The following is a 21,317-nucleotide window of genomic DNA, read 5'->3' as shown; positions in this document are numbered from 1 at the left end:
ACGCGGCGAGCCTCCCCCGTCAAGGAGGCGCGCCGGATTAACGTCGGCACCTGGCGAGGTGAAGTCAAACGGGAGGCCATGATGCGAGCGCTGCGGGTCATCGGGCTCGAAGACGACGGCAAATCCGTCATCCTCGAGGACCCGGAACGCGGCGAGCGCTTCGTGCTGCCCGCTGACGAACGGCTGCGCGCGGCGGCGCGCGGCGACCTCACCCGACTCGGCCAGATCGAGATCGAGGTGGAGAGCCAGATGCGCCCACGCGAGATCCAGGCGCGCATCCGCGCCGGTGAATCCGTCGAGCAGGTCGCCGCGGCGGCGGGCATCCCGACCCACCGGGTCGAGCGGTTCGCCTACCCCGTGCTGCTGGAGCGGTCGCGGACCGCGGAGCTGGCGCAGCGGGCGCACCCGGTGCGCGAGGACGGGCCGGACGTGCAGACGCTCGGCGAGGTCGTCGCGCACTCGTTCGGCCTGCGCGGGCAGGACTACACCGACGTCAGCTGGGACTCGTGGCGCGGCGAGGACGGCCGCTGGGTCGTGCAGCTGCACTGGACGGCGGGCCGGTCCGACAACCGGGCGCACTGGGCGTTCCACCCGGGCGCGCACGGCGGCACGGTGACCGCGCTGGACGACGCGGCCGTCGAGCTGATGGACCCGAACCCGAACCGGACGCTGCGCACGGTCCGCCCGGTGACCCGGCTGGCCAGGCAGGCCCTGGAGCTGGAGAAGCCGGCGGAACCGGAGATCCTGGTCCGCGAGGAGCCCGCCCCGACCCCGCCGCCCGCGCCGGAGCCCGAGCCGGAACCGGTGGTCGTCGAGGAGCCCCCCGCACCCCAGCCCACGCCGGCACCCGCACCGGCCGCGACGAAGAAGGACCAGCAGCCGCCCAAGCGCGGCAAGAAGAACCACCCGATCGTGCCGTCGTGGGAAGACGTCCTGCTGGGCGTCCGCTCCAACCGGGGCTGATCGACCCGACCGCGATTGATTCGATCGACTCAGCCGGGCTGATCGACCCGACCGGGGTCGGCCGACCGACCGGGCCGACCGGGCTCGGCCGGGTCGGGCGGGGTTGGTCGACCCGGCCGGTGTCGGTTGGTCCGACCGGGCTCGACCGGATCGGGCTGATCGACCGGGGCCGAGGTTGATGGACTCGACCGAGCTGGTCGCCCCGAAAGGGCTGCTCGAGGGAACTGGAAGGGCCTCCGCCGCGGGGCGGGGGCCAGCTTCCCGTGCGAGGGCGCCTGGCCCGGGTTGGGGCATTCGTGGCCGGGTGGGTCGGTGGTGCGCGATGATCGCGGTGTGGACAGGGTGCAGCGGGTCCTGGTGGCGGCTCCGGTCGGGGCGGTGGCCGGGATCGGTGCGGTGGTGGTCCAGTCGATGTTGGCGGTGGTGCCGTGTCGGGATGGCGGCCTGGGGTGCGTCGGCCTGCTGGTGCTGGCGATCTTGCTGTACCCGCTGCTGGTGTGGTTGCTCGGTTGGCTGATGCTGCGCCGGTTGCGCATCGCCCGGCCCGTTGTCGTCGCCTCGGTCGGGACGGCGCTGGGGATCGCGGCGGTGTTCACGTTCCTCGGGTACGGGCTGATCGCGCTGGTGTTCGCCCCGACCGTCGGGTTCCTGTCGGCGGCGGCGGTGATCGGGACGGTGGACCGGTGGTTGAGCAGGCCGGGAGACGGCTCGCCGGGTGAACGGCGGTTCGTCGGGCGGTGATCGGGTAACCCCCTGGGCATGCTGGCACGAATGCTGATCGGTGCCCTGGTGGGCGCCGGGCTGGGTGCTGCCTGGTGGGGTGTCCGGGAACTGATCGCCGCCGGCGCCGTGTGCTCCAAGGAGGACTGGAACTGCCTCGCGATGGGGCTGTTCAGCATCCCGATCATGCTGGTCGTGGGAGTGCTGGTCGCCTGGGCGGTGTTCCGGCTCGTCGGGGTCGAGCGGGCGTTGGGGATGGCCGCGGTGGGGGTGTTCTTCGCGTCGGTGCTCACGTTGACGACCGTGTGGGTGTCCGTGCCGGCCGGTGGGGTGCTGGCGGGTGCCTTGGGGTTCGCGCTGGCCGCACCGGTGACAGCCCGCCACCGGGTCGGGCAGACTGCCGGCCGTGAGTGACACGACGGCCGGTGCGTTCGCCTACAGGGTGCTGCTGCGCGTCGTCGTGTCCGGGGCGGTCGGCGCGGTGTTGCTGGCCGCCTGGATCTGGGCCTACCGGGGCGGTGTGCTCGACCGGGTGGTCAACGAGACGTCGTTGAGCGAGTTCCTGCTGCTCGTGGTGATCGGGTTGCCGGTCGCGCTGCTGCTCAGCGCCCTGCTCGCCGGGCCGGTGCTGTGGCTGCTCAAGGTCCGGCCGGTGTGGCCGGTCGTGCTCATCGGGCCGGTGCTGCTCGGGCTCGCGCACTACTTCAAGCTCCAGGAGCGGTTCTCCTGGCTCGGTGACCGGTGGACCGTGCTGACCATCCTCGCGGGCCTCAGCTACGGCCTCGCGGGCCTGCTGACCGCTCCCACGATGCTCCGCCGCGACGAATAGCGGCTGGAGTCAGAACTCCGGTAGCGGGACGGTGTCCAGCAGGTTCAGGTCCCAGCCCTCGCGTTCGCACCAGTCCTCGGCGTCCTCCCGCGACACCGGGTGAGCGCGCTCGGCCCTCCCCCCGATCACATCCCACCCGTCCGGCGCCAGCACGTACAGCCAGCCGCCTCGCACCGCCAACAGCCGCCCTCTGGGGAACGCCATGGTCGGCTCGGTGCGCAGGTAGCGCACGTCCATCTTGACCTCCACCTATCCAGAGCCTGCATGTTCGACGTCGGGAAAACCGGATGCTTACGGGGGGTGACCTTCGTACCGTGGCAGTGAGCCTGAGGGGGATCATCGACGTGACCGAGTCCGCGACGTCACCACCCGACCACCAGAAAACCACCACGTTCTCCACCGTGCGCAGACTCTGGCCGTACTTCCGGCCGGTCCGCGCGCAGATGCTGCTGAGCATGTCCGCGGCCCTGCTGGCGATGCTCTGCGGCCTGGGCATCCCGCTCATCACCCAACGCATCGTGGACGGCCCGATCGCCGCCCGCGACCTGGGGGCGCTCCCCCCGATGATCGCCCTGGTCCTGCTGCTCGGCATCGGCGAGGCCGCCCTGTTCTACGCGCGCCGGAAGTTCATCGCGCGGCCCGCCTCCGACGTCGAAGCCCGGATGCGGGTCGCCATGTACGACCACCTCCAGCGGCTGCCGGTGTCGTTCCACGACCGCTTCCAGTCCGGCCAGCTGCTGTCCCGCGCCACCACCGACCTCAACACCGTCCGCCGGTTCGTGGCGTTCGTCTGCACGTTCCTCGTGGTCAACACGCTGGTCGTGCTCACCGGCCTGGGCATCCTGTTCTGGCTGTCCCCGGTCCTGGGCGGGATCGTGCTGGCCTGCACGCTGCCGTTGATCCTCCTGTCCTACCTGTTCGAGTCGAAGTTCAAGGTCGTCGCGCGGCGGGCGCAGGACCAGGCGGGCGACCTGACCACCGTGGTCGAGGAGTCCGTGCTGGGCATCCGGGTGCTCAAGGCCTTCGGCCGCGGACCGCACCTGACCAGGCGGTTCCTCCGCCAAGCCCGCGAACTCCGGGACACCGAGCTGGCCAAGGTCCGGGTGTTCGCGCTGCTCTGGGCGGTGCTCATCGTGCTGCCCGAGCTGGCCATCGCGGGGCAGCTCGCGTTCGGCGCGGTCGGCATCGCGGACGGCACGGTCACCGCGGGCACGCTGGTCGCCGCCGTCACGGTGAGCGCCTACCTGCGCTGGCCGATTGACTCGATCGGGTGGTTGTTGGCCGAGACGAACCAGACCGCCGCCGCGTCCGAGCGGTACTTCGAGGTCATGGACGCCCCCGTCACGATCACCTCGCCCGCGAATCCGAAGAAGCTTCCCAAGCAGGTCAGAGGGCACGTCCGGTTCGAAGGGGTGCACTTCGCCCACGCCGACGGGGAGCGCGAGGTGCTGCGCGGCGTCGACCTGGACATCCGGCCGGGCGAGACGGTCGCGCTGGTCGGCGCCACCGGATCGGGCAAGACCACGGTCACCGCCCTGGTGCCGAGGCTGGCTGATGTGACGAAGGGCCGGGTCACCGTCGACGGCGTCGACGTGCGCGACCTCGACCTGTCCGAGCTGCGCCGGGTCGTCGGCACGGCGTTCGAGGAGCCGATCCTGTTCTCCGCGAGCGTCACCGAGAACGTGGCGCTCGGCGGGATCGGCGCGGACGAGTCGAGGGTCCGGGAGGCGCTGAAGGTCGCGCGGGCCGAGGAGTTCGTGGACGCCCTGCCGTGGGGCCTGGACACCCGGATCGGCGAGCAGGGCCTGTCCCTGTCCGGCGGTCAGCGGCAACGGCTGGCGCTGGCCCGCGCGGTCGTCGGGCACCCGGCGGTGCTCGTGCTGGACGACCCGCTGTCCGCGCTGGACGTGCACACCGAGGCGGAGGTCGAGGCCGCGCTGCACCGCGTGCTCAAGGACGTGACCGCGCTCGTGGTCGCGCACCGGCCCAGCACCGTGCAGCTCGCCGACCGCGTGGCGATGCTCGTCGACGGGCGGATCGCCGCGGTCGGCACGCACCGGGAACTGTTGGCGGACAACGAGGAGTACCGCTACTTGCTGTCCACTATGGAGGATGAGGAGGTGGCGGCGTGACCACCGTCGAGCAGACCGCGGAGCAGGACGAGGAGAGGTGGCGGGGCGTCGCCGCCGAGGACGTCGAGGACCTGGACCACGCGACCGGCGTGAAGCTCCAGGCCCGGTCGCGCCGGCTGCTCGGCTCCCTGCTGCGCCCGCACACCAGGGCGGCCGTGCTCGCGCTGGCCATCGTGGTGCTGGAGAACCTGGTCAACCTCGCCGGGCCGCTGCTGATCGCGGTGGCCATCGACCGGGGCGTGCCGGCCGCGCTGGACGGCCGTCCGGAGGTGCTGGCGTGGTGCGTCGGCGGGTACGTCGGCGTGGCGTTCTCGGCGACCCTGCTGCGCTGGTCGTTCGTCCGGCTCACCGGCCGGATCGGCCAGGACCTGCTGCTGGACCTGCGCGAACGCGTCTTCCGGCACGCCCAGCGGCTGTCCGTGTCGTTCCACGAGCGCTACACCTCCGGCAAGGTGATCTCGCGGCTGACCAGCGACGTCGACTCCCTCCAGGACCTGCTGGAACAGGGCCTGGACGGGTTCTTCACGTCCATGCTGTCCGTGGTCGGCATCTCGATCGTGATGCTGACCCTGGACCCGCCGCTGGCCGCGGTCGTGCTGTTCGGGTTCGTGCCGCTGCTGCTGCTCATCCGGTGGTTCCGCCGCCGGTCGGCGCGCGCCTACCGGGGCACCCGCGGCGCGATCGCCAAGATCATCGTGCAGTTCGTGGAGACCATGAACGGCATCCGCGCGGTGCAGGCGTTCCGCCGGGAGCGGCGCAACGAGCAGATCATGGGCGAGTTCAACGACAAGTTCCGCGACGCCAACACCGAGGCGTTCAGCGTGGTGGCGGTGTTCACCTCGCTGGTCCGGGTGATCGGCAACGTGTCCCTGGCCGTGATCCTCGCCTGGGGCGCGTGGCGGGTGGCGCACGGCGACCTGGAACTGGGCGTGCTGGCCGCGTTCACCCTGTACGTGCGGCGGTTCTACGACCCGTTCGACGAGATCGCCATGTTCGCCAACTCCTACGCCTCGGCGACCGCCGCGCTGGAGAAGATCTCCGGCGTGCTGGAGGAGCGGCCGACCGTGCCCGAGCCCGAGGACCCCGCGCCGCTGCGGGACGTGCGCGGCCAGGTCGCGTTCGACGGGGTGGAGTTCCGCTACTCCGCCGCCACGCCGGTGGTGCTGCCGTCGTTCGACCTGCACGTGCCGGCCGGGCAGACCGTGGCGCTGGTGGGCGCGACCGGCGCGGGCAAGTCGACGCTGGCCAAACTGGTGGCGCGGTTCTACGACCCGGCGGCGGGCGCGGTCCGGCTGGACGGCATCGACCTGCGCCAGGTCGCCGACACCGACCTGCGGCGCGCCGTGGTGATGGTGACCCAGGAGAACTTCCTGTTCGACGGGTCGGTCGCGGACAACATCAGCCTGGGCCGGCCGTCGGCGACCCGGGACGAGGTCGTGGCCGCGGCCCGCGCGGTCGGCGCGCACGAGTTCATCTCGGCGCTGCCCGACGGGTACGACACCGACGTGCGCAAGCGCGGCGGGCGGCTGTCGGCCGGTCAGCGGCAGCTCGTGGCGTTCGCGCGGGCGTTCCTGGCCGACCCGGCGGTGCTGGTGCTCGACGAGGCCACGTCCAGCCTGGACGTGCCGACCGAGCGGCTGGTGCAGCACGCGCTGGAGACGGTGCTGGCGGACCGGACCGCGTTCATCATCGCGCACCGGCTGTCCACGGTCATGATCGCGGACCGGGTGCTGGTGCTCGAAGGCGGCCGGATCGTGGAGGACGGGTCACCCGAGGACCTGGTCGACGGCCGCGGGCGGTTCGCCGCGCTGCACACGGCGTGGCGGGACTCGTTGGCCTAGAGCAGGGTGGTGATCAGCGCGAACCACGCCAGCAGCACGCCGGCGACCACGCCGTAGGCGACCCAGCGCCAGACCAGCACCTTGCGGGCGAGCCACACGGACGGGGCGATGCCGCCCACGACCAGCACGTTCGCCAGCAGGGCCAGCCACGGGCTGGTCTCGCCGAGGCCGAGGGACAGGGTGACGACCATGAACGTCACCACGGCCGCGGTGAACACGCTGACCGTCAGACCGGTGCCCCAGGGCGTGACCTCGTCCTGGGGCACCGGCTCCGGCTCGTCGGCGGGCGGGCGTTCGACCTCCGGCGCTTCCACCACGAACTGCTCGCCGGACACCGGGTCGGTGTAGGACACGGCCGTGCCCATGTCGGCGGCGAGCCGTCCCGCGAGTTGGCGCCCCCGGCGGGTGACCAGCGCGCCCGCCGCGCCGTTCACGGGCGGGTCGGTGCGCAGCACCGCTTCCGCCACCTTGGCCCACTCGTGCAGCGCGTCGGCGAGTCCCGCGCCCAGCGGCAGCGTGTGCGGGTCGACCTCCCGCTCGCCCGCGTCGTCGCGGCCCGCCAGCACGGCACGGCCGCCCCGGACCCGCAGTTCCACGAATGCCCTCCTCGGCGACGGTGTGCTCAGGTTGAACGTAGTCGGTCAGGCGATCGCGTAGAAGGCGATCGCGGCGGCCGTGGCGACGTTCAGCGAGTCGACGCCGGAGGCCATGGGGATGCGGACGGCCAGGTCGGCGGCGGTGATCGCCTCCTCGGTCAGGCCGTGGCCCTCCGAACCCAGCATGACCGCGACCCGCTGCCCGCGCAGCCCGGCGTCCTGGAGGTTGGTCGCGGACGCGCGCGGCGTGAGCGCGGCGACCCGGAACCCGTTGCGGCGCAGCATGTCCAGCCCTGACACCAAGTCGGGCATGGTGGCGAAGGGGACGCGCAGGACGTGCCCCATCGAGACCCGCACGCTGCGCCGGTAGAGCGGGTCGCTGCACCCCGGTCCGAGCAGCACGCCGTCGATGCCCAGTGCGGCGGCGTTGCGGAACAGGGAACCCAGGTTCTCGTGGTCGCCCACGCCCTCCAGGACGGCCAGGCGCGTCGACTTCGCGGCGAGGTCCTCGGGACTGGGTTGCGGCGCCCGGTCCGCCGCCGCGAGCACGCCCCGGTTCAGGTGGAACCCCACCACCTCGGCCATCACCTCGGGCGAGGTCACGTACGCCGGCGCGGGCAGGTCGCCCAGAGCTTCGACCCGGTGGCGCACGCCGAGCAGCGCGCGCACCGGGTAGGGCGAGGCGAGGAGCCGTTCGACGACCACCACGCCCTCGGCGATGACCAGCCCGCGGCCACCCGGCCGGTCGGGCCTCCGGTCGGCCGTCGAGAGGTCCCGGAAATCGTCCAGTCGGGGGTCCGCCGGATCGTCGATCTCGATCACCCGGGCAGTGTCCCACTTCCCGGCATGTGAACACCCCTCGTAGTCCAACGGGTCGAGCCGCAAGCGCTGGACCAGCGTTTTCTCGCTGATTGTTACCTCCATGTGACAGAGAGCACCGATTTGGGCGCTGGCGGGCGGAAAGCAGCCGTGTCACGGTTGACCTCCGCTGAGCCCGCCGGAGCAGCCCGACCGATTGGGAGGCGGCATGGGTAGCAATGTGTCCAGTCGGACGTTCACCAGGGAGGACCGCCAGCGCTACCGCGAGCGGGTGCAGCGGTGCTTGGACGCGCTGGGGACCATGTTGGCGGAGGACAGCTTCTCCTTCCCGCGCCAGCAGATGGGCCTGGAGATCGAACTCAACCTCGTCGACGACTCGGGCCGGCCCGCGATGGCCAACGCCGAGGTCCTGGAGAAGATCGACGACCCGTCGTTCACGCTGGAACTGGGGCAGCACAACCTGGAGGTCAACGTCCCACCGCGCGAACTTGCCGGCGACGAGACGCTGGACCTGGAGCGCGAGCTGAAGCAGACCCTGTCGTGCGCCGACGACAAGGCCCACGACGCCGGCACGTCCCTGGTGATGATCGGCGTGCTACCCACGTTGCGGCACGAGCACTTCGACCGCCGCTGGCTGTCCGACAGCCCCCGCTACGCCCTGCTGAACGACCAGATCTTCGCGGCCCGCGGGGAGGAGGTCGTGCTGAACATGGAGGGCACCCCGATGCCGGGGCGCGCCGCGCCCGAGAAGTTGTTGAGCTACGCCGAATCCATCCTGCCGGAGGCCGCGTGCACGTCCGTGCAGCTGCACTTGCAGGTGGCGCCGGACGACTTCGCCGCGCACTGGAACGCGGCCCAGGCGCTGGCCGGGGTGCAGGTGGCGATCGCGGCGAACTCGCCGTTCCTGCTGGGGCGGGCGTTGTGGCACGAGACGCGCATCCCGTTGTTCCTGCAGGCGACCGACACCCGGCCGGTGGAGCTGAAGAACCAGGGCGTGCGGCCGAGGGTGTGGTTCGGGGAGCGGTGGATCACGTCGATCTTCGACCTGTTCGAGGAGAACGTGCGCTACTTCCCGGCGTTGCTGCCGGAGACGGGCGACGAGGACCCGTTGGACGTGCTGGGGGCGGGCGGGACGCCGTCGTTGACGGAACTGAGGCTGCACAACGGAACCGTGTGGCGGTGGAACCGGCCCGTGTACGACGTGGTGGACGGCGTGCCGCACCTGCGGGTGGAGAACCGGGTGCTGCCGGCCGGACCCACGGTGCTGGACACGATGGCGAACGCCGCGTTTTTCTACGGGGCGCAACGGGCTTTGACGACGCTGGAACGTCCTTTGTGGACGCAGATGTCGTTCGACGCGGCCGAGGAGAACCTGTACGCGGGCTCCCGGCACGGGATGGGCGCGCACCTGTACTGGCCGGGGATCGGGTGGGTGCCGCCGGACGAGTTGGTGCTGCGGAGGCTGCTGCCGTTGGCGCACGAGGGGTTGCGGGCTTGCGGGGTGTCGGACGAGGCGCGGGAGCGGTACCTCGGGGTGATCGAGGCGAGGTGCCTGTCGCGGCGGACCGGGTCGTCGTGGCAGCGGGAGACGGTGGCGTTGTTGGAGGAGCGGGGGGTGGAGCGGGAGGTGGCGTTGAGCGCCATGTTGGCCAGGTATGTGGAGCTGATGCACAACGGGGAGCCCGTCCACACCTGGCCGGTCGGCTTGTAGCCCTCCGGCGGAGGACTAGCGGCGGCGGCCGGCCTTCAGGGGGGCCACGTCGGCGCCGTCGTGGGAGCTGCGGCACTCGTCGGGGGTGACCGCCTCGACCGCCAGCGTCAGCATCCCCTTGACGCCCGTGTAGATGGACTCACCGCGCGACGCCAGCGAGGTGTGCACCCGGTTGGAGTCGGAGAAGTCGCGCTCGTCCTTCGTGCGCTTCTTCCCGGCCTCCTCCGGCTTGGTGGCGCTGCGGAGGTTGACCTCCAGCCACGCGGCGACCTCGGCCGGGGTCGTCAGGACCTCTTCCGGGGTGCGCTCCAGGCGCTCCTGGCGTGGTGAGGCGTGGTCGAGGGAGGTGTGTTCGACGTAGGCGTGCCAGTGGGTGTTGCGCAGCGACCACGTCTGCTCGATCGGCCAGTCGTCCTCCGTGCCCATGTGCTCATCTTGCCAGGGTCCGCACATCGAGTGCGTGGTCCACCCCCACCGCGTCCGCGAGCCTCCGGTCGTGCGTCACCAGCAGCAGGGTCCCCGAGTAGGTCTCCAGGGCCTGTTCCAACTGCTCGATGGCGGGGACGTCCAGGTGGTTGGTGGGTTCGTCCAGGACCAGGCACGTCGTCCCCCGAGCCTGGAGCACGGCCAGACCCGCCCTGGTCCGCTCGCCGGGGGACAGGGAGCGGGCCGGCCGGAGCACCGCGTCAGCACCGACGCGGAACTTGGCCAGCAGGGTCCTGACCTCGACGTCCGGGAGCCCGGTGGCTTCCGCGACGACCTCCAGCGGGGTGCGGTCGGTCGCGAACCCGGCGCGGATCTGGTCCACCTCACCGACGACCACGGACGCACCCTGACTGCGGTCACCCTCGACCAGGGGAATCCGGCCGAGCAGGGCACCCAGGAGGGTGCTCTTGCCGGACCCATTGGGACCGGTGATGCGCCAGCGCTCCCCCGCGCCGATGGTCAGGTCGATCGGCCCCAGCGTGACCTCGCCGCGACTCACCACGGCACCCCGGAGCGTGAAGGCGATCTGGCTGCCCCGGCCGGCCGATGGCAGGGTCAGGCGCAGCTCCCACGGTTCGCGGGGCTCCTCGACCTCTTCCAACCGAGCCAACGCACGGTCCACTGTGGACGCCTTGGCGGCCGTGTTCTCCGCGCCCTGCTTGCGGAAGGCCTTGATGTTCTTGTCCGGCTCGTCGGACTTGGCGTTGCGGCGCACGCCCGCGCGGGACCACTCGCGGACCTCGCGGGAGCGTTGGACGAGGGCGTCGCGCCTGGCCGCGTAGGTCTCGTACTCCTCGCGGGCGCGCCGCCGGGCCGCCGCCTGCTCGGCCACGTAGGCGTCCCACCCGCCGCCGAACACGGTGACGCCGTGGCTGAACTCGTCGAGTTCGGCGATGTCGGTCGTGGTCCGGGCGAGGAACTCGCGGTCGTGGCTGACCAGGACCATGCCCGCCGGGCTGGCCAGGACGTGGGACTCCAGCAGGTCCAGGCCAGCCGCGTCGAGGTCGTTGGTGGGTTCGTCGAGCAGCAGGAAGTCCGCGCGCGCCAACAGCACCGACGCCAGCCGCAGCCGTGCCGACTGGCCGCCGGACAGGGTCCGGTGCTCGTCGAGCAGGTCGGCGGGCAGGCCGAACCGGTCGCACACCTCGTCCGCGCGTTCGTCGAAGTCGGCCGCGCCGATGGCGGTCCACACGTCGAAGGCGTGCGCATAGGCGTCATCAGCGCCCTGTCGACCCTCGGTCAACGCCAGCGTGGCCGCCTCGAAGGCACGCACGGCACGCGCCACACCGGTGCGCCGGGCGAGGTGGGCCCGCAGCGACTCGCCGGGCCGGACGGTCGTCTCCTGGGTCAGAAAAGCGACGCTCCCGCGCGCGATGACAGTCCCCTCGTCGGGCTTCACCTCGCCGGCGAGCACGCGCAGCAGGGTGGACTTGCCGACGCCGTTGGGCGCGATCAGGCCTGCGCGGCGACCTGGGTGGACATCGAGATCTACCTCCTGGAGCACGGTCCGCGGACCGAACGACAGCGTGACGTTCCGGGCTGCCAGTACGGACACGCCCCGATCATCGCAGGCTCGCCGGTGATCAGCACCTCAGTTTCCGACGGCACTAGTTGCAAGTAGATTGCAAGTACCAGAGAGTTGCAACGAGGGGATGTCATGGCCCAGTACGTCCTGCCCGACCTGGATTACGACTACGGCGACCTCGAGCCGGCGATCATCGGCGAGATCAACGAGCTGCACCACTCCAAGCACCACCTGGCCTACGTGAAGGGCGCGAACGACACGCTGGAGCAGATCGCCGAGGCGCGCGACAAGGAGTCCTTCGGCTCGATCGTCGGCCTGGAGACCACGCTCGCGTTCCACCTCGCCGGCCACGCGCTGCACCAGGTGTGGTGGAAGAACCTGTCCCCCAACGGCGGCGACAAGCCGACCGGCGAGCTGGCGGCGGCGATCGACGAGCACTTCGGGTCGTTCGACAAGCTGCGCGCCCAGCTCACCGCGGCGTCCTCGTCGATCCAGGGTTCCGGCTGGGGCGTCCTCGCCTGGGAGCCGGTCGGCCAGCGGCTGATCACCCAGCAGCTCAAGGACCACCACTCCAACCTGTCGATCGCGACCACGCCGCTGCTGGTGTTCGACATCTGGGAGCACGCGTACTACCTGCAGTACCGCAACCTGAAGGCGGACTACATCTCGGCGCTGTGGAACGTCGTCAACTGGGACGACGTGAACGCCCGCTTCGAGGCCGCGCGCGCCGGGCGGAACGGGCTCCAGCTGCCCTGAGAACCCGGTGGCGGATGCTCCGACAAAGCCCCACCGCCGGACACGACGAGGCCCCGCTCCCCGGCGGTACGACCGGGAGGCGGGGCCTCGTCTGTTCCCGAACCGACTGCCGCTCCCACCACGAAGCGACGGGACTTAGGTTAGCCTAACTTCGCCATGTTGGGAAGCCCGGCGCACGAACCCCCGCGCGACCAGCTCCACGACCACCGCGATCGCCGCCGCCTCCACCGCGAGCAGGCCCAACAGCACCACCAGCTGCAACGCCCCGGCCTGCCACACCGGCGCCCCGCCCAGCAACATGCCGACAAAAGCACCCGGAAGTGTGACCAGCCCCACCGTCCGCGTCTGGTCCAACGCGGGCAACAACGCCTCCCCGGCCGGCCCGCGCACCAGCTCCCGCACCGCCACCGCCTCGGTGAACCCCAGCGCGAGGGCCGCCTCGAACTCCCCGTGCCGGTCCCGCAGGGTGTCCAGCGCCCGCCGCACGGACAACGTCGTCGCGGTCATCGCCCCACCGATGAGGATCCCGCCGACCGGCACCAGCGCGATCCCGGAAACCGGCACCAGCCCGCTCAAGACCAACGCCGCGATCGCCGGCACCGTCCCGCCGAGGATCGCCACCCCGACCCAGATCCCCCGCCGGCCCGTCTTGGTCCGCGCCGCCGACGTCCCGGTCGCCACCCCGGCCATCAGCACCAGGAACCCGACCGTCAACGGCAACGACGCCAGCACCACCGTGACGACCGACGACACCACCGCCAACTGCACGGCCGCCCGCAACGCCGCCCGCACCACCGGTTTGGGCGAAGCCAACCCGGCCCACCACAACACCGCCCCCGCCGCCGCGGTGAAGAACACGCAGATGACGAGCAGCCGCACCCAGTCCGTCGAGATGACCACGGAGGTCATCATCCGCTTCAGACGCGGGCGCGCCGCCGCAGGCCGAGCCGGTAGGACGGCAGCCTCAGCCCGCCCCGACGGGCCAGGACGAACCCGCCGACCAGGGCCGCCACGATCGAGACCGCCCCGCCGACCACCAGGGGCGCGCGGGCGGTGAAGTGCTCGGCCAGCCAGCCCATCACCGGGCCGCCGACGGGGTTGCCGCCCAGGAAGACCAGCATGTACAGGCCCATCACCCGGCCACGCATGGCGGGCGTCACGGCCAGCTGCACGGTCGAGTTCGCGGTGGTCGTGAAGGTCATCATCGCGATGCCCACGGGGATCAGCAGCGCACCGGTCAGCCACAGCGACGGCATCAGACCGGCCGCGATCTCCAGCGCACCGAACGCCAGCGCGCCGATGATCAGCAGCCTCAACCGGGGTTTGCCCCGGGCACTGCGCCGCGCCGCCAGGGTCGCACCGGCCAACGTGCCCACCGCCATCAACGTCGACAGCAGGCCGTAGGCGTCGGCGTCGCCCCCGAACGTGTTGCGCGCCAGCACCGCCAGCGTCACGTGGAAGTTCAGCCCGAACGTGCTGACGAAGAACACCAGGCACAGCAGGATCACCAGGTCGCCCCGCCCCCGCACGTACCGCAGCCCCTCGCGCAGCTGCCCCTTCTCGCGCGGCACCGGGTCACCGCGGTGCAGTTCGGCCGGGCGCATCAGCAGCAGGCCCGTGATCACACCCACGAACGTCATGGCGTTGAGCAGGAACACCCACCCGGTGCCCACCACGATGATCAACCCACCGGCGACGGCCGGACCGACCATGCGGGCCAGGTTGAACGTCATCGAGTTCAACGCGACCGCGTTGGTCAGCTGGTCCCGCCCGACCATCTCGACCACGAACGACTGCCGCACCGGCGTCTCGACCGCCGCCACCGCGCCCAGCAGCAGGCACAACAAATACACGTGCCACAACTCGGCGACCCCGAGCACGTCGAGCAGGCCCAGCGTCAGCGCGCACAGCCCGAGCCCGACCTCCAGCACCAGCAGCAGCCGCCGCTTGTCCATCCGGTCCGCGAGCACGCCCGCCCACAGCGACAGGAACAGGATCGGCGCGAACTGCAACGCCGCCGCGATCCCCAAAGCCACCGGCGACCCGTCGGACAGCTCCAGCACCAGCCAGTCCTGCGCGACGCGCTGCATCCACACGCCGACCAAGGAAACAACCTGGCCGGACGCGTACAACCGGTAGTTGCGGACACGCAGGGAGCCGAACATGCGGGCCTTCGGCGGGGGTAGCGCTTTGCCTCGATCGACCCGATCGGACTCGCCACCACCCGCGTAAGCCGGCACCCGTTACTGCCCCGCCATCCTGTCGATGATCTCGGCGGCGCGCGACAGCACCGCCCGTTCGTCCGGTGTCAGCTCCGCGAGCCGCTTGTCCAGCCACGCCTCGCGCGCGGACACCTCTTCGTCTATGTAGGCCAGCCCGGCCTCGGTCAGCTCCACGATCGCCTGCCGCCCGTCGGTCGGGTGGGGGCGGCGCGTGGCGAAGCCGAACTCCTCCAGCGCCGCGATCACCCGCGTCATGGACGGCGGCTGGACGCCTTCCTTGGCGGCCAGCTCGCCCGGCGTCAGCGGCCCGCACTTGTGCAGCGTGGACAGGGCGGACACCTGGGTGAGCGAGATCGCGGAGTTCACCCGCTGCGCGCGGAGCCGTCGGGTCAGCCGGACCACGGCCAGCCGCAGCCGGCTCGCCAGTCCCCGTTCCGCGTCGCTCTCCGCCACGTAGTTAGCATACCTCACGATCTCGCCCCCGTCGCGTGAACCTGCCCATTCAGCTGCCGAGAGCTGCCTGAATGGGTCCCATGGCGAAGTAGACGACGAAAGCGGCGGCGATCACCCACATCAGCGGGTGCACGCTGCGCGCCCTCCCGGTGAGCGCCCGCAACACCACGTAGCTGACGAAGCCCGCGCCGATGCCGTTGGCGATCGAGTAGGTGAACGGCATGACGACGATGGTGAGGAACGCGGGCAGCGCCACCGAGAAGTCGCCGAAGTCGATCTCCTTGACCTGCACGATCATCAACGCGCCGACGATGACCAGCGCGGGCGCCGCCGCCTCGACCGGCACGATGGAGTAGAGCGGGGTCAGGAACATCGCCGCGAGGAACAGCAGCCCGGTGACGACGTTCGCCAACCCCGTCCGCGCGCCCTCCGCGATGCCGGCCGCCGACTCGATGTAGACGGTGTTGGACGAACTCGACGCCGCCCCACCCGCGACCGCGCCCACGCCGTCCACGAACAGCGCCTTGCTCACGCCCGGCAACTGGCCGTCCTTGCCGATCAGGCCGGCCTCCTTGCCCAGCCCGGTCATGGTGCCGACGGTGTCGAAGAAGTCGGTCAGCACCAGCGTGAACACCAGGAGGGCGGCGGTCAGCGCGGGCAGCCGGGTCCACGCGCCGAACGACACGTCACCCAGCAGCGCCAGGTCCGGCAGCCCGAACACCTGGTCGGGCAACGCCGGGTACCCGAGGTTCCACCCGGCCGGGTTGGTCCCCTTGGACGGCCCGGCCTGCGCGATCGCCTCGACCACGATGGCCAGCACCGTCGAGGCCAGCACACCGATGAGGATCGCGCCCTTGACCTTGCGCGCCACGAGGATGCCCGTCAACACCAACCCCACCACGAACACGAACGTCGGCCAGGATGCGATCGACCCGCTGATCCCGAGTCCGACCGGGACGGTCGTGCCCGCCGCGTCCGGGATGCGCCGCACGAACCCCGCGTCCACCAGCCCGATGAAGCAGATGAACAACCCGATGCCGACCGCGATGGCCGCCTTCAACTCCGGCGGCACCGCGTTGAACACCGCTGTCCGCACGCCCGTGACCACCAAAAGCAGCACCACGAGCCCGTTGACGACGACCAACCCCATCGCCTCGGGCCACGTCATCTGCGGCGCGAGGGACACGGCCACGAACGAGTTGATGCCGAGCCCGGTGGCGAGCGCGAACGGGTAGTTCGCGACCAGTCCGAACAGGATGGTCATGACCCCGGCGACCAGCGCGGTGACCGCCGCGACCTGCGACACCGGCAGGATCGCGCCGAGCACGTCCTTCTTGGCCGACGGGTCGTCCGCCGCGAAGCTGCCCAGGATCAGCGGGTTCAGCACGACGATGTAGGCCATGGTCACGAACGTGACCAGCCCACCGCGCACCTCCCGCCCCACCGTCGAGCCGCGCTCGGAGATCTTGAAGAAGGTGTCGAGCCCTTTCCTCGACACCTCACCGCCGGTCTTCGCGGCCATCTCGCCTCCCACTCCGGGTCAATCCAGGTGCGCAGAGCGTGCCGCACCGGTGTTTCCGCCAGGTAGCCTGCCTGACGTGGCCGAACAGACCCAATCGCCGCCCGCCCCACCACCGCTGCCGCCGAGGCTGACCGACCCGGTCCCGGCGATCGTCGGCGGCACGGCCCTGTGGCTGCTGACCTTCGCGGCGGTCCTCCTGTTCGCCCGCGACCAGACGACCGTCCTGTGGACGTGCGCGGCGGGCGCGGGCCTGGGCGTGATCGGCTACGGCATCTTCAGGTGGCAACGATCAGCCGCCCGAAGGGGTTCGCGCACCGCCCAATCCGGCCTCGACTGACCACCCGCACCCACCGCCTGCTCTCCGACGCACCCACCGCCTGCTCTCCGACGCACCCACCGCCTGCTCTTCGACGCGCGCAGCGCGTGCTTTTCGGCGCGCAGCGCCGTCGGGCGTGCCGCCGGGGCACACACCCCAACCCGGGCTTCTTGCTTGTGTCATCCCCGTATGGCCCGCCCGAAGGGCTACCACAGATTTCCCGGGTGCAGCCAAAAAGTTTTGCGAGGAACGAGCAAAAGTTTTTAGCGGCACCCGGGAAATCTGTGGTCGGCTTTGCCGGGTCATGCGGGGATGACACAAGCAAGAAGCCCCCGCTCTTGCAGTTGTGTCATCCTTGGCGGCTCGCCCGCCGGCGAGGCTCTTTAATCTTTAAACCGGCGCTCACCTGCTCAAATCCACGCTTCGCGCGCGGTCACGCGACGCGCTCCACGCTCTCAAGCTCAAACGCGCTCCACGCTCTCAAGCTCAAACGCGCTCCGCGCTCTTGAACCCGCTGACGACCTGTAGCTATTCAGCCCAAAAGGACGCTGGGAGTCGGGTCGGCGATCAATGCCGCGAACGTGTGACGGTCGGACCACCTGTTCGTGGCCCATGCCAACGCCCGCGCCAACCCCTCCGGCGTGTCCGCCGCGTGCGGCACGCCGTCCTCGACCCACCACGACACCTCGTGCGACTCGCCCTCGAACGCCACACCCAGTTCGTCATGGACGATCACCGGACTGGTCGGCAACTCCACCCCGAGCAGATCACAAGCCAAGCGCACCGCGCCCAACTCCGCCCACACGACCTCGTCACCGGCAGTCTCGATCTCGCCAACCACCTCTTCGGACGCCAACGGCAACGCCAGCAACTCCGCCAACGCCTCCGCATGCCCCTCAGCGGCCAGCACCTGGTTGCCCGGCAGCACACCCAACAACCACGGCAGATCGAGCACGACCACGTCGTCCGCCGCCACGGCCTCGCCGGTCAGCACCCGCACCCGGTCCGGCGGCTCGACGCTCACCGAGTCCGCCACCTCCGCCAGGGCCGCGTGCACCCGCAGCACCAGGGCGTCGGCGAGTTTGCGCTCCGGGTCGCCCAGCCGGGTCAGCAGGTCTGTGACGTCGTCCTCGTCCAGCACGGTCAACGCGGTCCGCACGCCGGCCGCCGCCAACACATGCGGCGGGACGTCCACGTCCGGGACCACGTCGTACAGGCCGTCCAAGCCCTCGGCGTCCGGCAGGCGCCACGCGTTGAGCGGGCAGCCCTCCAGGGTCGCGTACCGGGCGAGCCACCACCCGGTGTAGCCGTCGGGTTCGGTCACCGCGCGCCACGCGACCGGGTCGGCGGCCATCAGGCGCAGGGCGGCCGGCCACTTGTCGCGGGCCACCAGGTCCAGGTCGCGGATGCCCAGGACGCGGGTCGGCGGCTCGTCGGCGCCGTCCCACCAGTAGCCCTCGTCGGCCAGGTCGTGGTCGGGCTCGGTGGGCGAGGTGTCGTCGACCACGGTGAAGCCGTCGATGACGCCGACGCCCGTCCACACCTCGCGCGGCCACTCGGCGGCCAGGTCGGCGTCCAGCACGCCGATCGGGGCGTCGGACTCCAGCACCGACAGCAGCGGCGAGTCGGGCAGCGCGAGTTCGTCGGCGCGCCGCCAGTCGCCGTCGGCGTCCGGCAGGGCCAGTTCGCCCAGCCACGGCCGCCCGCCGGCCCGCGCGACCAGCGACAGGACCGTCTTGACCAGGTCCGGGCCGTCCAACGCGGGGTCGTCGAGGCTGTGCTTGACGGCCTCGCGCAGGGCGTCCGAGTCGAGCAGTTCGCCCGGTCCGGCCTCCAGCGCGCCCAGGCGCAGCAGCAACGGGTGCGCCGCCTCCGGGTGCACGATCCGCAGGCCGGACACGTCGAAGGACATGTCGGCGGGCAGCACGTAGACGCCGCGCGGCGAGCTGACCAGGCGGCCGTCCGCGAGCGGCACGGGCAGGCTGCCCATCTCCTCGCGGGCGGTGGAGTCGACGTCGGCGAGCGGGGTCAGCGCGTCGTAGACCTCGTGCCACCAGCCCGGGTCGCCGCCGATCCCGGCCAGGGCTTCGACCACCTCGGCCACCGACATGCGCGGGACTTCCAGCGCCGCCAACGCCTTCGCGTGCTCGGGCAGGGTCAGCTCGGCGTCCAGCAGGCCGGGGACGACGTCCTCCAGCAGCTCCACCAGCGGCTCGGACGGGGCGTCCAGCACCTTGGCGTTCTCCGGCGCGGTCCACTCGCCGCTGGCCAGCGGCAGCCAGGACGCCTTCCGCAGCGCGGACAGCACGCGCTCGCGCAGCAGACCGTCCACTTCGGACAGCGGGAAGCCGGGCAGCGGCACCAGGGACGTGCGGTCGATCGCGGGCAGCTCCAAGACCAGGTCCGGGTACGCCCGGGCGGCCTGGTCGAGCACGTACTCGGCGGCGGCGCCGACCAGCACCCGGCGGCGGGACGGTTCCACCGGCAGGGACGCGATCAGCCGCGCCGGCAGGGACATCTTCTCGTCGGTCGGGGTCGGGGCGTGCAGGACGTCGCCCTGCAGCGGCTCGTCCATCGGCCACGCCCAGCAGACGTTCCAGTGCGGCCGGGCCTCGACGCCCTGCACCAGGTGCGCGGGCAGCTCACCGCCGACCCGCCGCACCCGCCACCGCTGCGCGCCGGCCGGGCCGTGCAGCACGACCACGCCTTCGTCCTCGGTGCGCTCCCAGACCTGGTCGCCGACCTCGATCCTGCGCAGGCCGGGCAGTGCCAGCAGCAGGTCCGGGACCTGGTCGGCGAACTCGGCGAGCAGCGGGGCGGCGTCGACCTTGAGCGGCAGGCGGACCTCGGTGTCGAAGCCCTCGGGCAGGTCGGCCTCGTCGGTCGGCCAGACCAGCCGCAGCACGGGCACGTCCCCGCCGCGCGCCTCGGCCAGTTCGGGGACCGCCTGGCGGGTGCGGGAAGCGGAGAACAGCACGCCACCGGACGTGGAGACCACGCGCGGGGCGTCGGTCACGGCGAGGACGGCGGCGAAACCCACGCCGAACTGGCCCACGGTGTCCGCCGACTTGGCGGACGCGCGCAGCGAGGCGAGGGCGGCCACGCCTTCGACGGTCAGCGGGTGACCGGTGTTGGCGGCCCGGAGTTCACCGTCCACAACGGACAGACGGAGGGTGCCGGGGGTGGGGCCGGCGGCGTCGGCGGCGTTCTGGGCGAGTTCGACCAGGAGCCGGTCGCGGTAGCCACCCAGGCGCAGGTCTTCTTCGGCGTTGGCGTCCTCGCGGAACCGGGTGGGCGAGCCGCGCCAGGCGGCCAGCACCGACTCCCGCAGCGCCTCCGTGCCGAACGGGTCCCGGCTCACCGCCCGGACTCGTCCGCCTGCTCGGCGGGGGTCTCGGCCTCGGCAGCTTCGGCCGGCGCGGCGGTTTCGACCGACCCAGCCTCGGCTCCGGCCGGCTCGGCGGCGGGCTCGACGGCTTCGGCCGGCGCGGACTCAGCGGTAGCAGGCTCACCGTCGGCCGGTTCGGCTCCGGCCGGCTCGGCGGCCGACTCGACGGCGGCCGACTCGACGGCGGCCGACTCGACGGCGGCCGACTCGACGGCGGCGGGCTCGACGGCGGCGGGCTCGACGGCGGGTTCGTTGACCTCGACGTCCAAGGTGGCGTCGTCGTAGACCAGGTCGGCCACCGGCACCGCCGGACCGCCCTCCACCTCGACCTCCGAATGCGCCCCGCACCCGTACTCGACGTGCACCACGTGCCCGTCCGCCGGCGTCAGCTCGTTCGCGCACACCCCGAACGCCGCACCCAGCGACCCCGCGATCCGCGTGTAGAAACCGCACGTCCCACACGTCGCCGGCGCGCTGCGGGCCATGTCGCTGCGCGGGCCGAAGTCGCCGGCGTGCCACCGGGACGCGGCGTCCAGCACTCCCTCGCGGGACAGCACGCGCACCCGGCCCAGGCCGATCTCCTTCGCGACCTCCTCGACCGCCGGGTCGTCCGAACCCACGTACCCGGGCACCAGGCGCGGGTCGTCCTCGCGGGTCGGCAGCAGGTCGCCCACGCCCAGGTCACCGGCGCGCACGCGCTCGTGCCACGGCACCCAGTCCGGCGCGACCAGCGCGTCCTTGCCGGGCAGCAGCACCACCTCGGACACCGACACCGGCGTCCCCGGTCCGGCGAACGCGACGGTCACCGCCCAGTTCCACCCCCGGTAGCCCGCGTGCGCGGCCTCGAACAGGTGGGTGACCGACGCCTCGTCCTCGGCGAGCACACCCACGTGCTCACCGACGGGTTCCGCGCCCGCTTCCTCCTGCGCCGCGGCGCGGGCGGTCGACACCGCTGCGGCGTCGACGAGCGCCGGGTCGGCGAGCACTGGATCGGGCTGCTGGGTCGGCGTGGCGGTCACAGGTGAATTGTGCCGCACG

At 71.7% G+C, this 21,317-nt stretch carries 20 protein-coding genes; 9 read left to right on the top strand and 11 right to left on the bottom strand.

Translation table 11 applies throughout. The features are described from left to right. Positions 1 to 81 precede the first annotated feature (81 nt). The 4 genes from sepH (at position 82) to RIN75_RS11495 (ending at position 2,512) form a co-directional block, all read left to right on the top strand. Positions 82 to 963: a septation protein SepH gene (gene sepH, locus RIN75_RS11510; protein ID WP_309111830.1), complete on the top strand. Its 882-nt coding sequence runs from the start codon at positions 82 to 84 to the stop codon at positions 961 to 963. A gap of 333 nt (positions 964 to 1,296) precedes the next feature. After that, on the top strand, positions 1,297 to 1,704 hold the full coding sequence (locus tag RIN75_RS11505) for a hypothetical protein (protein WP_309111829.1): 408 nt from the start codon (positions 1,297 to 1,299) through the stop codon (positions 1,702 to 1,704). Positions 1,705 to 1,722: 18 nt separating this feature from the next. Continuing rightward, the gene (locus tag RIN75_RS11500) at positions 1,723 to 2,097 is read left to right on the top strand and encodes a hypothetical protein (RefSeq protein ID WP_309111828.1); all 375 of its coding nucleotides are present in this window, start codon (positions 1,723 to 1,725) and stop codon (positions 2,095 to 2,097) included. Beyond that, the gene (locus RIN75_RS11495; protein WP_309111827.1) at positions 2,090 to 2,512 is read left to right on the top strand and encodes a hypothetical protein; all 423 of its coding nucleotides are present in this window, start codon (positions 2,090 to 2,092) and stop codon (positions 2,510 to 2,512) included. Before RIN75_RS11500 ends, RIN75_RS11495 begins: the two co-directional genes overlap by 8 nt. 9 nt (positions 2,513 to 2,521) lie before the next feature. Here RIN75_RS11495 and RIN75_RS11490 read toward each other — a convergent pair whose 3' ends face one another. Next, complete coding sequence (locus RIN75_RS11490; RefSeq protein ID WP_309111826.1) at positions 2,522 to 2,761, bottom strand: hypothetical protein; 240 nt, start codon at positions 2,759 to 2,761, stop codon at positions 2,522 to 2,524. Positions 2,762 to 2,826: 65 nt separating this feature from the next. Here RIN75_RS11490 and RIN75_RS11485 point away from each other — a divergent pair, with 65 nt between their 5' ends. Continuing rightward, the gene (locus tag RIN75_RS11485) at positions 2,827 to 4,644 is read left to right on the top strand and encodes an ABC transporter ATP-binding protein (RefSeq protein WP_309111825.1); all 1,818 of its coding nucleotides are present in this window, start codon (positions 2,827 to 2,829) and stop codon (positions 4,642 to 4,644) included. Beyond that, positions 4,641 to 6,485: an ABC transporter ATP-binding protein gene (locus RIN75_RS11480; RefSeq protein WP_309111824.1), complete on the top strand. Its 1,845-nt coding sequence runs from the start codon at positions 4,641 to 4,643 to the stop codon at positions 6,483 to 6,485. Before RIN75_RS11485 ends, RIN75_RS11480 begins: the two co-directional genes overlap by 4 nt. Here RIN75_RS11480 and RIN75_RS11475 read toward each other — a convergent pair. Then, entirely contained in the window at positions 6,482 to 7,081 is a 600-nt protein-coding gene (locus RIN75_RS11475; protein WP_309111823.1) for a DUF2537 domain-containing protein, read from the bottom strand. The genes RIN75_RS11480 and RIN75_RS11475 overlap by 4 nt on opposite strands. Before the next feature lie 45 nt (positions 7,082 to 7,126). Further along, positions 7,127 to 8,005, bottom strand: coding sequence for an RNA methyltransferase (locus RIN75_RS11470; protein ID WP_309111822.1), 879 nt, complete (start codon positions 8,003 to 8,005; stop codon positions 7,127 to 7,129). 103 nt (positions 8,006 to 8,108) lie between these two features. Here RIN75_RS11470 and RIN75_RS11465 point away from each other — a divergent pair, with 103 nt between their 5' ends. After that, positions 8,109 to 9,611 carry a glutamate-cysteine ligase family protein gene (locus RIN75_RS11465; RefSeq protein WP_309111821.1) on the top strand — a complete coding sequence of 501 codons (1,503 nt, stop codon included), beginning with the start codon at positions 8,109 to 8,111 and terminating at the stop codon, positions 9,609 to 9,611. 15 nt (positions 9,612 to 9,626) lie between these two features. Here the strand turns inward: RIN75_RS11465 and RIN75_RS11460 are convergent, their stop codons facing one another. Together RIN75_RS11460 and RIN75_RS11455 are read right to left on the bottom strand one after the other, a co-directional pair. Continuing rightward, on the bottom strand, positions 9,627 to 10,037 hold the full coding sequence (locus RIN75_RS11460) for a hypothetical protein (RefSeq protein ID WP_309111820.1): 411 nt from the start codon (positions 10,035 to 10,037) through the stop codon (positions 9,627 to 9,629). A 4-nt stretch (positions 10,038 to 10,041) separates the two neighbouring features. Then, the gene (locus RIN75_RS11455; protein WP_309111819.1) at positions 10,042 to 11,652 is read right to left on the bottom strand and encodes an ABC-F family ATP-binding cassette domain-containing protein; all 1,611 of its coding nucleotides are present in this window, start codon (positions 11,650 to 11,652) and stop codon (positions 10,042 to 10,044) included. 102 nt (positions 11,653 to 11,754) lie between these two features. On the opposite strand from RIN75_RS11455, the gene RIN75_RS11450 reads away from it, so the two are divergent. Then, positions 11,755 to 12,378: a superoxide dismutase gene (locus tag RIN75_RS11450; protein ID WP_309111818.1), complete on the top strand. Its 624-nt coding sequence runs from the start codon at positions 11,755 to 11,757 to the stop codon at positions 12,376 to 12,378. Between the two features lie 135 nt (positions 12,379 to 12,513). On the opposite strand, the gene RIN75_RS11445 is transcribed toward RIN75_RS11450, so the two are convergent. From RIN75_RS11445 to RIN75_RS11430, 4 genes are all read right to left on the bottom strand, one after another. Then, entirely contained in the window at positions 12,514 to 13,287 is a 774-nt protein-coding gene (locus RIN75_RS11445) for an ABC transporter permease (protein ID WP_309111817.1), read from the bottom strand. Positions 13,288 to 13,295: 8 nt separating this feature from the next. Beyond that, complete coding sequence (locus RIN75_RS11440) at positions 13,296 to 14,543, bottom strand: MFS transporter (protein ID WP_309111816.1); 1,248 nt, start codon at positions 14,541 to 14,543, stop codon at positions 13,296 to 13,298. A 78-nt stretch (positions 14,544 to 14,621) separates the two neighbouring features. Then, complete coding sequence (locus tag RIN75_RS11435; RefSeq protein WP_309111815.1) at positions 14,622 to 15,053, bottom strand: MarR family transcriptional regulator; 432 nt, start codon at positions 15,051 to 15,053, stop codon at positions 14,622 to 14,624. A 49-nt stretch (positions 15,054 to 15,102) separates the two neighbouring features. Further along, complete coding sequence (locus tag RIN75_RS11430; protein ID WP_309111814.1) at positions 15,103 to 16,575, bottom strand: NCS2 family permease; 1,473 nt, start codon at positions 16,573 to 16,575, stop codon at positions 15,103 to 15,105. A 76-nt stretch (positions 16,576 to 16,651) separates the two neighbouring features. Between RIN75_RS11430 and RIN75_RS11425 the strand changes: the two genes are divergently transcribed. After that, on the top strand, positions 16,652 to 16,912 hold the full coding sequence (locus RIN75_RS11425; protein ID WP_309111813.1) for a DUF2530 domain-containing protein: 261 nt from the start codon (positions 16,652 to 16,654) through the stop codon (positions 16,910 to 16,912). 511 nt (positions 16,913 to 17,423) lie between these two features. Here RIN75_RS11425 and RIN75_RS11420 read toward each other — a convergent pair. Both RIN75_RS11420 and RIN75_RS11415 read right to left on the bottom strand, forming a co-directional pair. Then, positions 17,424 to 20,252 carry a sacsin N-terminal ATP-binding-like domain-containing protein gene (locus tag RIN75_RS11420; protein WP_309111812.1) on the bottom strand — a complete coding sequence of 943 codons (2,829 nt, stop codon included), beginning with the start codon at positions 20,250 to 20,252 and terminating at the stop codon, positions 17,424 to 17,426. Continuing rightward, positions 20,249 to 21,298: a DUF3027 domain-containing protein gene (locus RIN75_RS11415; RefSeq protein WP_309111811.1), complete on the bottom strand. Its 1,050-nt coding sequence runs from the start codon at positions 21,296 to 21,298 to the stop codon at positions 20,249 to 20,251. The genes RIN75_RS11420 and RIN75_RS11415 overlap by 4 nt, the downstream gene beginning before the upstream one ends. Positions 21,299 to 21,317: the final 19 nt, after the last annotated feature.

The sequence above is a fragment of the Saccharothrix sp. genome (genome assembly GCF_031180885.1).
Lineage (GTDB): Bacteria > Actinomycetota > Actinomycetes > Mycobacteriales > Pseudonocardiaceae > Actinosynnema.
The sequence above is the reverse complement of the archived record's forward strand: the minus strand, read 5'-3'. Positions and strand labels throughout refer to the sequence as shown.

Coding starts and splice junctions, on each gene's coding strand:
- sepH (WP_309111830.1), top strand. CDS start 82: ATGCGAGCGCTGCGGGTCATCGGGCTCGAAGACGACGGCAAATCCGTC.
- RIN75_RS11500 (WP_309111828.1), top strand. CDS start 1,723: ATGCTGGCACGAATGCTGATCGGTGCCCTGGTGGGCGCCGGGCTGGGT.
- RIN75_RS11470 (WP_309111822.1), bottom strand. CDS start 8,005: ATGGAGGTAACAATCAGCGAGAAAACGCTGGTCCAGCGCTTGCGGCTC.
- RIN75_RS11465 (WP_309111821.1), top strand. CDS start 8,109: ATGGGTAGCAATGTGTCCAGTCGGACGTTCACCAGGGAGGACCGCCAG.
- RIN75_RS11460 (WP_309111820.1), bottom strand. CDS start 10,037: ATGGGCACGGAGGACGACTGGCCGATCGAGCAGACGTGGTCGCTGCGC.
- RIN75_RS11450 (WP_309111818.1), top strand. CDS start 11,755: ATGGCCCAGTACGTCCTGCCCGACCTGGATTACGACTACGGCGACCTC.
- RIN75_RS11445 (WP_309111817.1), bottom strand. CDS start 13,287: ATGACCTCCGTGGTCATCTCGACGGACTGGGTGCGGCTGCTCGTCATC.
- RIN75_RS11440 (WP_309111816.1), bottom strand. CDS start 14,543: ATGTTCGGCTCCCTGCGTGTCCGCAACTACCGGTTGTACGCGTCCGGC.
- RIN75_RS11430 (WP_309111814.1), bottom strand. CDS start 16,575: ATGGCCGCGAAGACCGGCGGTGAGGTGTCGAGGAAAGGGCTCGACACC.